This window comes from Sphingobacterium sp. Mn56C, from assembly GCF_049319645.1.
GTDB lineage: Bacteria > Bacteroidota > Bacteroidia > Sphingobacteriales > Sphingobacteriaceae > Sphingobacterium.
Genome location: NZ_JBMOUC010000001.1, coordinates 634,164 through 649,735, shown reverse-complemented (window position 1 = coordinate 649,735; position 15,572 = coordinate 634,164). Strand labels below are relative to the sequence as shown.

12 protein-coding genes are annotated in these 15,572 nt (G+C 43.6%); 7 read left to right on the top strand and 5 right to left on the bottom strand.

Features of this window, described 5'->3' with window-relative positions; genetic code table 11:
* Positions 1–473 precede the first annotated feature (473 nt).
* The 7 genes from ACL9RF_RS02930 to ACL9RF_RS02900 are packed head-to-tail and all read left to right on the top strand — an operon-like array spanning position 474 to position 10,823.
* On the top strand, positions 474–1,508 hold the full coding sequence (locus ACL9RF_RS02930) for a FecR family protein (RefSeq protein ID WP_422799094.1): 1,035 nt from the start codon (positions 474–476) through the stop codon (positions 1,506–1,508).
* Positions 1,495–4,512: a TonB-dependent receptor domain-containing protein gene (locus ACL9RF_RS02925; protein ID WP_422799093.1), complete on the top strand. Its 3,018-nt coding sequence runs from the start codon at positions 1,495–1,497 to the stop codon at positions 4,510–4,512. The genes ACL9RF_RS02930 and ACL9RF_RS02925 overlap by 14 nt, the downstream gene beginning before the upstream one ends.
* A 16-nt stretch (positions 4,513–4,528) precedes the next feature.
* Positions 4,529–5,728: a DUF4876 domain-containing protein gene (locus ACL9RF_RS02920; RefSeq protein WP_422799092.1), complete on the top strand. Its 1,200-nt coding sequence runs from the start codon at positions 4,529–4,531 to the stop codon at positions 5,726–5,728.
* The gene (locus ACL9RF_RS02915; protein WP_422799091.1) at positions 5,728–7,311 is read left to right on the top strand and encodes a DUF6850 family outer membrane beta-barrel protein; all 1,584 of its coding nucleotides are present in this window, start codon (positions 5,728–5,730) and stop codon (positions 7,309–7,311) included. The genes ACL9RF_RS02920 and ACL9RF_RS02915 overlap by 1 nt, the downstream gene beginning before the upstream one ends.
* Positions 7,312–7,357: 46 nt before the next feature.
* The gene (locus ACL9RF_RS02910; RefSeq protein ID WP_422799090.1) at positions 7,358–7,993 is read left to right on the top strand and encodes a hypothetical protein; all 636 of its coding nucleotides are present in this window, start codon (positions 7,358–7,360) and stop codon (positions 7,991–7,993) included.
* 14 nt (positions 7,994–8,007) lie between these two features.
* A complete protein-coding gene (locus ACL9RF_RS02905) occupies positions 8,008–10,215 on the top strand; it encodes a HEAT repeat domain-containing protein (protein ID WP_422799089.1) in 2,208 nt (735 codons plus the stop codon).
* A gap of 38 nt (positions 10,216–10,253) precedes the next feature.
* Positions 10,254–10,823: an RNA polymerase sigma factor gene (locus tag ACL9RF_RS02900; protein WP_422799088.1), complete on the top strand. Its 570-nt coding sequence runs from the start codon at positions 10,254–10,256 to the stop codon at positions 10,821–10,823.
* A gap of 77 nt (positions 10,824–10,900) precedes the next feature.
* Here ACL9RF_RS02900 and ACL9RF_RS02895 read toward each other — a convergent pair whose 3' ends face one another.
* The 5 genes from ACL9RF_RS02895 to ACL9RF_RS02875 form a co-directional block, all read right to left on the bottom strand.
* Positions 10,901–11,248: a RidA family protein gene (locus ACL9RF_RS02895; RefSeq protein WP_422799087.1), complete on the bottom strand. Its 348-nt coding sequence runs from the start codon at positions 11,246–11,248 to the stop codon at positions 10,901–10,903.
* Positions 11,249–11,332: 84 nt separating this feature from the next.
* Positions 11,333–12,784, bottom strand: a complete 1,452-nt coding sequence (locus ACL9RF_RS02890; protein ID WP_422799086.1) for a PLP-dependent aminotransferase family protein — start codon at positions 12,782–12,784, stop codon at positions 11,333–11,335.
* A 28-nt stretch (positions 12,785–12,812) separates the two neighbouring features.
* Positions 12,813–13,190 (bottom strand): hypothetical protein, encoded by a 378-nt coding sequence (locus ACL9RF_RS02885; protein WP_422799085.1) that lies wholly within the window; start codon positions 13,188–13,190, stop codon positions 12,813–12,815.
* A 174-nt stretch (positions 13,191–13,364) separates the two neighbouring features.
* Positions 13,365–14,246, bottom strand: a complete 882-nt coding sequence (locus ACL9RF_RS02880) for a DMT family transporter (protein ID WP_422799084.1) — start codon at positions 14,244–14,246, stop codon at positions 13,365–13,367.
* A 242-nt stretch (positions 14,247–14,488) separates the two neighbouring features.
* Entirely contained in the window at positions 14,489–15,379 is an 891-nt protein-coding gene (locus ACL9RF_RS02875) for an AraC family transcriptional regulator (RefSeq protein ID WP_422799083.1), read from the bottom strand.
* Positions 15,380–15,572 lie beyond the last annotated feature (193 nt).

Sequence of the window (15,572 nt, the reverse complement as noted above, 5' to 3'; positions counted from 1 at the left end):
CTGATGCCATTTTACACGCTATAGGAAGCCTGTTTAGAGCTTTTAGAGTCTATAATATGACCTTTGCTCCTGTTGCCTTTTACCCTTTTGGCAACAGGATAAGGCAATCGGATAATGTGCTGCTATACGCCAGATTTTATCTGCCTGCTAAACCTTCCGGATTATGGATTGGGTCTGCCCATGCCGTTACAGGAAATTTTTTCCTTTAATTTTCGTCATGCTTTTGTTTGCTGACCGCAATAAACCTTGGCTTTAGATAATATTTAAGCATTTTTTTAGATCGGCTATGTTCCGGTTAATGTATGGTTTTTATGCAGGCTTGTACAAGGGTGGTGCTAAGGAAAACGTGCCAATAATAATAAAAAAACTGCTGTATATTAATCGTTTACAATTAAACTAAAAAATATCCGCAGGCTCATGGGGTAATTATTCTTATTTAAACTGTATATAAATAAAAGGTCTCCTTTACGTATATGCAGAAGAAAAAGAATAGCATCGATTATATGGCCGATTCCTCTTTCAAGGAGTGGACATTATACCATAAAAATAGCGCTTATTGGCAGGCGTACCTACAGCAATTTCCGGAGGAAGCCGCTAATATTAAGCAGGCTAGAGAGGAAATACTTACCTTGGCGACTCCTGTGCAACAGAGCTCTAGCTTACGGAAGGTACAAAATTGGGCCGCAATAAAACAGGTGATAGATTATGGCTCCCCTTCCAAGCCCTCGGCAGCGGAGCTGCAGCATTCCTGGCGTTTCTTTTCGTATAAAACGGTTACACTTGCTGCTGCCTTACTCGTACTGACCGCATTTAGTGTTTACTTTTTTCTCTATAACAGGGCGGCTAACCCCGAATATATTACCTACCAATCGGAGTATGGAACGACCAAATGGGTTGTCCTACCAGATAGCAGTACGGTACAGCTCGTTGGCAAAAGTGCCTTAAAAACCTTATCACATTGGAAAAATGGGCAGCAGCGCGAGGTTTGGCTATCGGGCAATGCTGATTTTAAGGTGAAGCATATCCATGAAAATGGGGCGCCTATACAAGCTTATGATCGTTTTATTGTACATACGCCGCTGCAGGGAGAGATCGAAGTATTGGGGACGGAGTTTAGGGTAAACAGCCTACTACCGCTGGTAAACATTCACTTACGAAGTGGTTCCATAGCGATTAGACAGCTGGGGCATGCGTTAAAATTAAGACCTGGACAAACGGCTATACTTGAAGCGAATAAAAAACCTTCCATACAGGACCCGGCGGTAGCAATGGACTGGCAAAATAAGGAGTTGCAACTCAATAATGCGCCCTATTATCAAGTAGCCTTGCTGTATAAGGATGTTTTTGGTCGCCGTTTAGTGGCGCCACAGCAGCTGGATACGTTGCAGCGGCTGGATGGTTTTATTCCCTTCGGCAACGCCGAACAGGCACGCAAGGCCTTATCTACCTTATTAAATATCCCGATGAAAGATTACCCTATAGTAGCTGTATCCAATGAAAATAAATAGTTCCATTGCCCTAAAAATAAAGACGTCTATCGTACTGATGGCTTGTTTTTTTAATACCCCTATTATAGCGCAGGATATGCTGCCTTTAAAAGACATGCTACAGCGTATGGAAAAACAATATAAGGTGCGTTTTTCTTTTAAAGCCGAACTCTTGCAAGGGGTACGTGTTAAAGCAATTAACCTGAAAGACCTTAAAACCGTAGAACAGGCTTTACCTAAGGTTTTGCAGGGCTTGGACCTCAGCTACACGCCTATTCAGGGCAAATACTACAGCATTATACCGGCGTCGAAAAAAAGTATGGTGAAAGATAGTAGCCCTGTTAAAAACAGCAACGATCAACTTATACATGCGGTGGTACTGGATAAAAAATCGAAAACTACCTTACCTTATGCTACCGTAGAAATTGAAAGTTTAGGCTTAAAAACCCAAACCAGCTTAAATGGCTCATTTACCTTTCTAAAACTTCCATCAGGAAGCTTTCCCGTTAAAGCACAATATGTGGGCTATAATCCGGAAACGTTTACTGTGCATACTATGTCTAGGGGCACAAACCGTGTAGACACGTTGTTTTTGGATAACCAAAGTCTGGATTTAGAGACCGTTGTTGTAACCTCAAAGGAGAGCAATACGGCTGGCGAGGCTACCAAATCTATCATCGGCCGAATGGCGTTGAAACACTTGCAGGCAAGTAATTTGGGCGATGCACTACAGCTGTTACCTGGAAAATTGGCCGACAACCCCTCTTTAACCAGTGTGAATAAGGTTTCGCTCCGGCAGGTCGGTACAGATAATGCGGGAAGTTTGGGGGTCGCATTAATCGTAAATGGTGTACCCGTGAGCAACAATGCGAATTTGCAACTTAACAATACCGCAACAGGTGGGGTATCGGCAGGGTATAGCACCACTGCAGGTGCTGGATTGGATTTCCGCCAGTTCTCGGCGGATAATATCGAGTCTATAGAGGTGATACGGGGTATTCCTTCCGTGACGTATGGCGACCTCACCGCTGGTGCCATTATTGTTAAAACACAATCGGGTGTGGAGCCCCTTCAGCTGAAATCGCGTGTAACCCCTACAGCCAAGCAGTTTTGGTTGGGTCAGGGGTTTCAGCTGTCGCCTACGGCGGGTCTGCTGAACATTGACGCCGATTATACACGGGCGACCTCTGATCCGCGATTTACGGCATTAACGTATGATCGCTATACCTTCAACGCGGTGCAGAAGGTGGAGCTGGGAAGCAGCAAAAACTTACACCTGCAAAATGGCTTTACACTGTCGGCCAACAACAGCCAGCGTAAACCGGATCCCGACGATCCTAAGGACAACCGTACCTATGCGAAAGAGTTTACCTTACGCTTTTTTAGTAACGGTACCTTCGATGCAGAAAAAAGATTCTCCCGTACGCTTTCCTATACCCTATCGGCAGATATGGCGCAGCAGAAGAGTTATGAGCAGGCACTGCAGAGCGGTGGTTTTCCTATTGTCTATGCCATGGAAAACGGATTAAACCCGGCCATATTGGTGAACGGCAGTTACCTGAGCCAACTGTGGGTTGATGGTAAACCTTTCAATGCGTATGCTAAGGTTAACAATTCATTTTTTAGCAAAATTGGTGCTACAAACCACCGTGTTCAGATGGGAATAGAATGGCGTAGCAGTTATAATTTTGGTAAGGGAAAGCAGTATGATCTGGAGCGCCCTCCTCGTTTGGAAACGGGGGCCGGAACCAGGCCCCGCTCGTATAAGGAGATTCCCGGACTTAACCAATATTCCTTGTATCTGGAGGATAAAATATCGGTGCTGCTGGCCAAACGTATGCTTACCGTACAGGCTGGATTACGCTACGATAATATTCAACCTACAGGGCTATTCCGCTCTTCGGTGGGCCAGGTGGTAGCGCCAAGGATAAATGCTTCTTATGCACTCTTTAAGGGTTTTAATGTGCATGCAGGTTATGGTATTGCGGCAAAGGCGCCAACCCTAGCCTACCTGTACCCGCAGCAATCTTATTACGATGTAATTAGTTTAAACCATGTTAGTGATCATCCTGGCGAACGTCTGGTGCTGGTGAGCACGTACGTAACGCCAACAGAAAATAAAGACCTTAAGATTGTTAAAAACACGAAAAAGGAATTGGGCTTCAGCTGGTCAAATACGCTGGGTCGCTTTCATGTTACGGCGTACTACGAGACCATGAAAAATGCCTATGACTACCAAAACGACCTGGAAACGTTTCAGGTCTTGCAAGTTCCACAATACTCGGTAATAGGGCGCCCCCCAGGGCAACCTCCAGTTGTTTCTGAAAATCCGACGAGTTATAGAACTTATTTTGCGAGTTATAACCGCCCTACAAATGGGCTGGATAAACTTAACAAAGGGGTAGAATTTGACTTTAGCTTTGCGGAGATTAAAAGTACGGGTACCAGTTTTGTATTAAACGGTGCTTGGCTGTCGAGCAATACCACCCAAAACTCCTGGTATGTGGTAAAGAAAAGCCGCGTAACCAGTGAGGAACGTACTCGCCTGGGCATTTTCAGCGCCGGCCGTGGAAAGGAAAACCAGCTCTTTACGACGACCTTACGTACAATACAGCATATTCCGCAGTTTAGGTTAATAGCAACCTTAACCTTGCAAAATATTTGGATCGACCAGAATAAATACCTCAACTACGAAAGAAAACCTTTGGGTTATATGCGTATTGAAGACCAGTCGATACACTGGCTAACGACCGACCAACGCGCTAACTTAGACCCTGTGAAAGACGAGGATATCTTACAGGATATTCCGGACAACTACTACGTAACCGAAAAATGGAAGCCTTTAAGTTTACTAAACTTCAGACTTACCAAGGAGTTTGGGAAGCACCTGGACATTTCCTTCTATGCAAACAATGTATTTCAGCATAGGCCCTTGCAGGCGAGCTCGAGGTGGCCAAATCAGTTTGAACGACGTAACCCTTCTTTATTCTTTGGGTTGGAAATGAATGTAAAACTTTTTAGATAACTAAATATACATACGCATGAAAACAATTTATCAATTTTTAGCATTTATCGTATGCCTGGGTATAATCTCTTGTAAAAAGGAGAATGCCACGCAGGTAACGCTAAACTACACGGTAAAGGTAGAACATCCTATAGGATATAAAACCGTAGCGGCAGCAAATGCTACCGTTAAAGCGACAAATTCCTTCACTGGGGAGACAAAAACCGTACAGACGGATGCCAATGGGGAGGCACATTTCTCCAATTTATTACCTGGAAGCTACCAGTTTGCAGCCAGCAAAACCCTTGCCGCACAGGAGGCAAATGAGCAAACCGGATTTGATGCCGAGATATTCTTAAATGCATCGTTAAACAATTATGCTATTCAGGAAACGGGTACCGTTACCCTGCAACTTAAGGGTTCGGCTGTGGGGGGCTGGGTTATCAAACAGATTTACTTCAGCGGGGCACCTAATACGACAAACTTTACCAATGATCAGTTTTATGAGCTGTATAATAATTCTTCCGAGACATTGTATGCCGATAGCATCTGCATCGGTGATATTGTCGGTAACCCGTACCTTAGTTCAATTTCAAAACCTAGTGGTTTTGCCAACGATACCGAATATGTGTATTTCCAGAATATCTTTATGGTTCCTGGAAATGGGAAAACTTTCCCTGTAGCGCCTGGAGCATCTTTTTTGATCGCCAGAACGGCAATAAATCACAAAAGCGACAGCAAGTTGGGGAACCCTAATTCTCCGGTTGACCTGGGCACAGGTATTGCCGATGCAGAGGTTTATTACGCAGAATCGGGTAGAGATATCGACAATCCGGATGTGCCGAATATGCTTATTAAGCACTTTGGAACGGCTACAGCATTCGACTGGATCACAACGGTGTATGGCCCTAGCATTGTTATCTTTAAACATGGGGATGTTGATAATCTACCTAAAAGCTTGGAGCCGAATTCAACCAGCACACGGACCTACCCTAAGTTACCTGTATCGGCGATATTGGATGCTATAGATTGCACCAGCAACGGCAATGTACCGCAGTTTAAAAGGCTACCGGCAAATGTGGATGCGGGTTTCCAATTTGTAACTAAATCGTATTCGGGTGAGGCCCTTCGTCGGAAAGTGAAAACAACCATTAATGGCCGTCGGGTATTACAAAAAACGAATAACAGCAGTGCAGACTTCGAAAGAGTGTCGGTTCCTACACCTAAAACTTGGTAATGTATAAATTTCCATTCGCTGCTAAAATGGTATTGTCTTGCACCGCATTACTTCTTGTAACTGCGGTGCAGGGCTATGCTCAAGCGCAGCAAGATACAAGTAACACAAGTAAGCTGGGCTTCTGGGAAGATCCTAAATTGTTTGTTCCGTTGCTACAGAGCCAAAATGTGACGGCTTTAACCCAGCTGCCTTTTAAAAATATAGGCAATAGCCACATCACGGGCAGCCTGGATAATGGCGCGCTACACCGGGTGCAGCAGCCGGAGGCGGTTCGTACTTTTCAGTTGTTAACCGAGCGTTATCAAAAACTGAACAACATGAGCTGGTATGGGAAGTTTAGCTATCAACAGGAACAGGACAAAGATATGGCTTATAATTTGGTAATGGACCCTTACCGCGGAACTCCCTTTATTATGGCCGATTCCATTGGCGGTACCTGGAATAAACAGCTGTTCGGCCTAGAAGCCCGTGCCGTTTACAATCGTCCAGACAGCAAGCTTTTCTATGGTTTGGGGATGGCCTATAAGGTGGCTATGGGTGCCAAACAGGTCGACCCACGACCGATGAATTATGTAAATTCGTTAACGCTGAGCCCTTCCATTCGTTGGGCATACAGCAATATGCAAAGTATTGGACTGACGGGCATTTATGGTTTCCGCAAGGAAAATATATCCATTGCTATCCGAAACCCTACGACCTTACACAACCTATACCGCCTTAAAGGATTGGGTATACATGATCCTGTTATTCCTATAGGTACCGGGGCGAGCCGCCATTACAGTCAAACGAACTATGGCGCAGAAGTACAACATCAGCTTCGACTTAACGATAGGTTGACCCTCACCAGTATTGTTGGCCTGAAACAGGAAAAAGAGTCGGCAACAGATGGTTCATTAATACCCTACCCTGCCGGAGACTATGCCCGTAAACTGGCGAATGCCCATATTATACTTCAAAAGAAAGGCATGTATTGGCAAGAATGGCAGCTCCGCGCCTCGGCGTGGCGTGGTAATGGTACCGAGTACCACACCCAATACGATAACCAAAAGAATATCTACCAGGTTATTTTTCAAGGGAAGACCTATTTTCAGGATGGTAATACTGTCGGATTAACATACAGTTGGGTACAGCCCAATGCCGAACAGGATATTGCTCAACGATGGTCTATCGCTGTAGATTGGGAGCGCCTTAGCGAGTCGTATAATATTGTGCAGCCCAGCAGCCAGAATTACGACAACCTATACTTTAAAATAGCCTACCAGAATTTTAAGGTTAAAACATGGCGTTTTAAGGGGGATATCAACTATCAGTATAACCTCGCCCAATCTATGCTGTATACACCAAACACAGGCACCAACCTTATGGCTAAGGCGCTGCTATATCCTGATTTTGAATTCCTTACAGCCGAAAAACTGGGCGTCAATGCGGAGGTCAAAAAATTGATACAGCTCCCATCGACACCTAAGTTAACCTGGTATGCATTCGCAAATGGTCAGTTCCTCAGGAGCATATCGCCCTCAAGCAATCGTTATCATGGACAGGAACGAAGGAGCTTTGCTATTGGTATCGGCACCTATTATTAAAAATTAAAACAATAATAATAATTCAAATTTTAAACGATAATATACTATGAAGTTTATACCCACTAAAGGCGGCTTTATGCTGCTCTTAACCCTATTTTTCTTAAACAACAATACCAGCCAAGCGCAGCAGATTAAGGTGCTGCCGGCAGAAGTTCAAATTCGGGTTGCCGTAATGGCGGCGCCAGCAGAAAAAAGAGACGGCGCTAAAGTTTGGGGTTACGATCCGGAAGGCAAGCCGGTAGAATTACGTAAAGGCACAAACGATTTTGTCTGTTTGGCACCGAAACCCAATACCTCGGTTATTTATAGCTATGCGTACCCACAAAATCTGGAGCCTTTTATGGCTCGTGGCAGAGCCTTAGTTGCAGAAGGAAAAAATACCAAGGAGAAAAACGATATCCGCGAAGCGGAAATCAATGCGGGGAAACTCTTTATGCCACAAGGGCCTAACACCTTGTTCTGCTACTGGGGTAAGCTTACCGACCTGGATACGGAAACCGGAGAAATCAAAAATGCCTTACGCCGTTATGTAATTTATGTGCCTTATGCGACAGCTGCAAGCACAGGTTTGTCGGATAAGGTTGCCCTACCGGGTATGCCGTGGTTAATGGATGCTGGGAGTTATAAAGCGCATATTATGATAACCCCGGAGAATGTTACGCATGCACATGCTGCGCATTAATACAAAAGATTGAAATGAGAAAATTTACATTTTTAGCACTCCTTGGGTTGTGCCTATGGAAACCCGTACCTACGGCTGCACAGCAGCTGATAAAACCCGAGCGCTCGGATTACCAAACATCCTTTGCTATTGTCGTCGATAAGGATACCTATAAAGCGGCAAAAAAAGAATTGGAGGCCTACAAGAGGGTACTGGAAAAAAGAGGCTTAGGGGCCTATCTTATCTACCATAACTGGGATAACCCGGAGCAGATTAAAAACAGCCTGCAGCAGCTGTACGGTAAGGACAGGCTGGAAGGCGCAGTTTTCGTTGGAAATATACCGATTCCGATGATCCGCGATGCGCAGCACCTTTCCTCGGCCTTTAAGATGGATCAACGAATTAACTGGCAGCGCTCGTCGGTACCGTCGGATAGATTTTACGATGATTTTGATCTTCAGTTTGATTTCATAAAGCAGGACAGCTTAAATAAACAGCTCTACTACTATAGTCTGTCGGCCGAGTCTCCCCAATTTTTACAACTGGACATCTACACCGCGCGTATAAAACCAACCGAAGGCCCGCAGTTTATTCCTCGTATTAAACAGTACCTGCAGAAAGTCGTTCAGCAAGCCGATCAAAAGGAGCGCTTAAATACGATGATGGTCTATACTGGCCACGGTTACCATGCCGAAAGTTTAAATGCCTGGGCTGCAGAGCAGGTGGCCCTACGGGAGCAGTTTCCATCGATGTTTACACTGCAGGGAAATATCGCGTTTTTAAACTTCAGAATGATGAAGGCTATGCGCGACAGCTATCTTAGCCAAATACAGCGCCCTGATCTGGATATCGCCATTTACCACGGTCATGGCAGCGACGATACGCAACTGTTAAACGGTTATGCCTATGCAACGGCACCGCATCCGTCGATAGAAAATATAAAACGATATCTACGCAATAAAATTCAGAATGTCGCCGAAAGTAAAGGCGATGTTGAGGCGGCCAAAAACAGGTACCATACCTGGCTTGATGTACCACTATCGTGGATGGATAATGCCTTAGTAGATTCGGTAATCCGTGCCGATTCTTTGGAAAATGCAGGTGCTGATCTGCATATCAGCGATCTGGAAACGGCGACGCCGAATGCGAAATTTGTGATGCTGGACGCCTGCGATAATGGCGCCTTTCACCATGCCGATTATATGGCGGCACATTATGCGTTTAGCCCTGGAAATACTCTGGTAACACTGGCAAATAGTGTCGGCGTATTACAGGATATATGGCCAAACCGCTTACTCGGTATATTGCAACAGGGCGTACGGATGGGCAACTGGTTTAAGCAGGTCGCCTATCTGGAAACGCATCTTTTTGGCGATCCGACCTTTGCTTTTGATACCGATAATACGACCGCTGCTGCCCAGTACAACACAGCCTTGCAAAACCCGCATCAGCAGGAGGAGCTGTGGAAAAGCCTGTTGAGCTCCGCTGATGTGGATTTACAGAATATGGCCCTACAGCAGCTTTTTCTTATCCAGGGCGATAAACAATCTGCGCAACTACGCGACACCTACTTTTCGTCGCCCAATATGACTGTGCGTTTGCAGTGCCTGCAGCTATTAAGTAGTTTGGACAATGCAGATTATGTGGCAGTATTAAAGCAGGCGGTACACGACCCATACGAGCTTACACAGCGTTTGGCGGTGCAGATGATGGGTGAAAAAGGCAATGTCGATCTTATACCGGCATTATTGGAAGCAACATTTAACTATAAACATATGGAGCGTGTAGCATCTCGTATTCAGAATGTGCTGCCTTTTATGCCTAACAAAGCTACAGAACAAGCCCTGGAACAAGAAATCCAGAAAGTCGGTCACCTGAGTAACATAGTTTCCTGGGAAGAGCAGCTGTTAAAAAGCCAGTTAAAAAATGAAGCCAAGCTTTTAAAAGACTATGGCCAGATAAACGACAGTAGCAGGGATAAAAAAGAACGTTTTTTTTCTATTCGAACCTTACGCGCCTACCGCTATCACGAGGCGATACCGTATATTATAACGCTTATACTAAATGAAAACGAAGACCGGGATTTGCGTATCCATGCTATAGAAGCCTTAAGTTGGTTTCCAAAATCGTATGCAAAACAGGCCATTATCGAGGCATGCCAATCGTTAACAGGGTCCAACGATTTAGCGATTAAAAAGCAGGCCATTAAAACATTGGCCATCCTAAACTGTAAAGGTTATTAATTTTATTTGAACTAATTCTAAATAAAGCTATTTTTGCAGTGAATAAGGAAGTAAAGGTTAGTATGGAGCTACGTTCAGAGCAACAGCTGTGGAGGAATTTTGTCCTGGGGGACGAAAAGGCCTTTGAAATGCTGTACACAAAATTTCATGATGCACTCTATAATTATGCCTGTGGCATAACGCAAGATGTAGAGCTTGCAGCAGAAAGTGTGCAGGATTTATTTATTAAGCTATGGCGCAACCATCAGAACTTAGCCCAACCGGCTTCGCCAAAACATTACTTGTTTCGTGCTATACGTAATATTATCTATAATAAACAACAGCAGCACAGAAGAATTCTATATGTCGGCGACAGGCAACACTTGGACGAGTTAAGTCCTGCAACCTATACCGAAGATGTACAATTTTTTAATGCCTTACCTTTATCGGTATCCATGCAAACAAACATGGAAAAGCTTACCTCAAAGCAGCGGGAAGCCCTATACTTATATTTCGTCGAAGATTTTAGCTATAGGGAGCTGGCCTTGCATTTTAATATCAAAGTCGAAGGAGCCTATAAATTGGTTTATCGCGCCTTAGAAGCGTTGAAGCAGGTATTCAATACCTAAATAAGGTGCCGTTTATAGCGGCACCTTGTTGGTTATATTATGCGGTTTCAGCATAGCGTGTCTAAGGCATCCCCCCTTTAGAACGTAGCAATACCAGAAATCTCTACCGATGCACCTGCCGGCAGATCGGCCACAGCAATACAAGTACGCGTAGGGAACTTATCATTGAAAAAGCTACCATATACCTTATTCAGCAGATCGTAGTTTTTCATGTCCTTCAAATAAATAACGGTACTTACCAAGTCGTCGAAGGTTAACTGATGTGCCTTCAATTGGGTATGCAGATTTTCCATAACCTGCTTCACCTCAGCTTCGAAGCTTTCGTTTGCCAGCAGCCCTTTTTCGGGAATACGACCAATCTGTCCGGAAATAAATAATTGGTCTTTAACACGTAAAGAAGCACTATAAGGAACTGTATTTGCCATTTTCTATGTGGTTTTTAATCTTTAATCTATAGACTTTAATTTTTTAATATAAAATTGCCCCTAAACTAGGGTAAAAAAACGATACTAACCGAATTCGGAACCCTTATTTAATGCATTCACCTCATCCTTAACAAGCTGTCCCAATATTTTAAGGTCAAAGCGTAACTTATCACTCCATTCTAAGGCATAATTTAAACGCATACAATTGGTATACCGGTCTTCCAGGGTAAACATCCTTCCCGGGGCAAAGCTGATGTTATACTTAATAGCCTTATCAAATATTTTCTCGGTATCCAGGCGTTCATCCAACTCCAACCACAGCACAAACCCCCCTTGAGGCTGGGAGATCTTCGTGTTTGCTGGAAAGTAATCCGCTATTGCATCCTGGTAATGTCTGCAGTTGTAGCGCAATGTATTACGCAAGGTGCGCAGGTGGAAATCAAAACGACCATGCTCCATAAAATCAGCCACTACCTCTTGGTATAATACCGGAGTAGAAATCATTTGCAGCAGTTTCTGCCGTATAATCTTTTCCTTAAACTTCCCCGCAACGACCCAACCCACCCGGTAGCCTGGGGCCAGGGTTTTAGATACCGATGAGCACCACATCACGATACCCTCCTTATCAAAATACTTGCAAGGTTTGGGCCGCTCTTTACCAAAATATAAATTGCCATACAGATCGTCCTCAATCAGCGGGATGTTCGCCTCTGTCAGCATTTCTACCAATTTCTTCTTACTCTCCTCGGGCATTAAACTCCCCATAGGATTACTGAAATTTGTCGTAAAGCAGCAGACATTTATCTTCGTTAAAACCTTTTCCAAGGCCGATAGATCGATGCCGGTAATGGGATGCGAGGGTATCTCCAACACCTTAAGGCCCAAGGATTGTGCAATCTGTATGGTGCCAAAATAAACCGGGGTTTCTATAGCGATGGTATCACCAGGTTTCGTAACCGCCAATAGGCAGTTGTAGATGGCATTCATCGCACCGGTAGTAATAACGAAATCATCCTCTGTATAAGGCCCCCCATTATCAAGGCTCCATTTGGCCAATGTACGCCGCAATGCCAAGCTACCCTGTGGCGCATCGTAGGCTGTACCACCATCGGGCAGACGTTTTAACACATTGACAATGCCCTTATTTAATGTGGCAATAGGCAGCATACTCGGCGCCGGTACACCCAGTGAAAACTGGGTAATACTACGATCTTTGAGGGTATTAAACACCTTATCGATAAGATCCAGCGGCTGCGCCTCCTGATTACCGGCTTGCAAGCGCCCAACCGATGGCAAGTCGAGCCTACGTTGCGAGGTCTTACTGACATAAAAACCTGTTCTAGGCTTCGATTCAATCATAGACTCCGCCTCTAAGGTTAGAAAAGCTTGCTTCACAGTATTTATACTCACCTTATACACATTTTTAAGGGCACGTACCGAGGGCAGTTTATCGCCAAGTTTTAGGGTACCCGACAATATCTGCGCTTCAATATCGCGCGCAATCTTCTGATATAAAAGCTCTTTTCTATAGTCCATATTCCGATATTTTAACCCCCATAGCTTACTACGCTCCGCAATTGACATCCGCTAACCAGCGGTTCAAACGTAAAATTACATTTTTCACAGTTGTTGTACCATTGCTTGCAGGATCAAAACAATACAGCAGCTGCTTACTTGCCATATCCAGCATTTTCTCCCGATCTACTTCCTGCTCATAAACCGGTGAAACGACAGTATTAACAGCTATAACACCAGTATTTTCCACATGAACCGATGCATAGGCTATGACCTGATTCTCGAGCCGGGCAACGACAAGTGGCAGGCCAAAAGTAAGATGCCAGTCGGCAACCGCCTGCACCGCTGCTGCGGCTTGTCGCTGCCGAAACATTCGATACGCCGCTGTTAGATCCGATAAATACACCGCAGAAAATACGATCTTCATTTGTGTTGTTGTTTCCATAGCTGATTTTATGACATAGGTTTACCTACAAACCTACAGCGAAAATAAGAACAGGTACAGATACAGAATACATTATATTTATAGACACAGCACCCCAGGTAACATACGCTGAGTTCCATGGGTTGCTATGCACTACACATGCAGCCGCTTAGCATCCTACTGCATTTGCCTGTTTTTTTTATTCCAGGAAAAAATGACCTGCAAGACCAGCGATAAAGACACAATAACTAAACCAATAAAAAAGTAAATATCTAACAGTCTCCCCTCTTTAAAAAGGACAATAGCCAGAATAATAGCATACAAAGGCTCTAAGTTAAAGGTTAGGTTAACCGTAAATGCCGACAGCTGCCGTAAAACATCCGCTACCAGTACATACAGCAATACTGTGCAAAATAACGATAGCAGGATTAAATAGAACATGTCCGAATAACTGGGAAGTATGTTCTCCATGGGGTAAAAGAATACAAATACAAGCCATAACAAACCAAGACAGATACTGGCGTACCTCATCTGCAGATAATTGATTAATAAACTGGGGTATTTCACAATCAGTTTTTCATTTATTAAGGTGTAAATTGAAGCCAATGCAGCCGATACCACGCCTAATATGATACCCAATTTGTTTTGAATATTAAAGTGAAATATTATGGCGATACCTAGCACACTCAAGGAACTTAAGAGCAGTTCTTTAATATGGATACGTGCTGAAACAAAAAACGGCTTAAATAGCGCCGTAAAAAAGCCCATTAAACCATAACAGAGTACAGCTATAGAGATACCGGACGAATAAATACTGGCATAGAATAGAATCCAACTTAAACCAATAAGAAAACCTCCTTTACCAATCTCATGGCGCTCTTTGTAGCTAAGCGCATACTTTTTTCCTGAGGCTAGTAATAGAATTTTTAAAAATATAGCGGATAGAAAAACACGATACACACTTAAAACAAAAGGATTCAATACGATCAGTTTACCAAAAATGCCGGTAAAACCTGCCAGTACTACAGCAAGGTGCAGCAAAAAATATGATTTTTTCATATGCATAATTATCCCTGTAAAACAGGAAAATAAATAATAAATTGTGGAATTGAAGGCATAAAGAGTAGGTCCACAGCTTACGCATAGACACTTTATCCTCCCTTATTTACGGAAATGGATAATTATAAAATTGGCGGAGGTAAACAGCTTTTTCTGTTCATATCAATTAAATATCTGCTGGGGCAAATATATAAATTTAGGCCGACAAAAATGCGTACTAATAAAAAAAATGATGCCATGTTTTAACTTGCCAGCTCGACAAGCTTTGCCCTAAACTGCCGTGGCGAGTCGCCGGTAATCTCTTTAAAAACAAAACAAAAATGCGTGCTCGAATTAAAACCACAGCTTAAGGCCACATTACCAATACTATCGTTTGAGTTTTTTAGGCGCTCTTTGGCAAGCTCCACACGCTGCTCGTTTAAATACTTGGTAAAGCTTTTTTTCATGCGTTTTTTAAAGAACCTGCAAAAGCTCTGCTGCGTCATACAGGCAACCTCGGAGACCTGTGGCAGCGAAATCTGCTCGCTAAGCCGTTCTTTAATATATTTAAGAACCAACACCAACCGATCGGAATCTGCGTCTTCATAGCTGCTCCTATTTTCGGCATCTATAAACACCTTCTCATCCGACTCGGAGATCAGATGCATAACCTGCAACAAGCCTTCAATTTTTTTGAAGCCCTCGGCTGTGGCCAGATCCTGCAACTTCTCGGCAATTAAATCACGCGTTTGACCAAATATTTTAATCCCCTTAGACGACTGCTTAATCATCATCCGTATGGAATCAAACTCCTTGATGGATTTAAACATATCCATAAAAAGCTCGGCATTAAAATAGGAAACAATAGCTTGGTTTTCCATGCCCCCATTACCGGTATAATACGCCGGGTCGCTAAGCCATAAATGCGGCACATTGGAACCAATAAATACCATATCACCCGCTTCAAAGGGCTCTACTGTATTACCGATTATACGTTTACCATGCCCCTTCCGAATAAAAACCAGCTCCAACTCAGGATGTGCATGGTATGCAGGCTGTGCATGATAGGGAGAACATAGAAAGGCTTGATTTCTAACATCAACTTTCATTAATTCTTGAATAAATGGAGTTAATTCTGTTTTTATGGCTCTCATCCTAATGCTCTTATTTAAACATTCAAAACTAATGCTTTAATTTATTTATTTGGAGACCTCGATGTAAAAAAAATGATAAAAATCCAAAATCTATTCTTTCTAAGCAAGATACAATACACAACGAGGCCCTTCTGCTATATGTTCCGGTAGAAACGAGAACAATAGCAAGAAAGGCCATCGCAGAACCAAACTT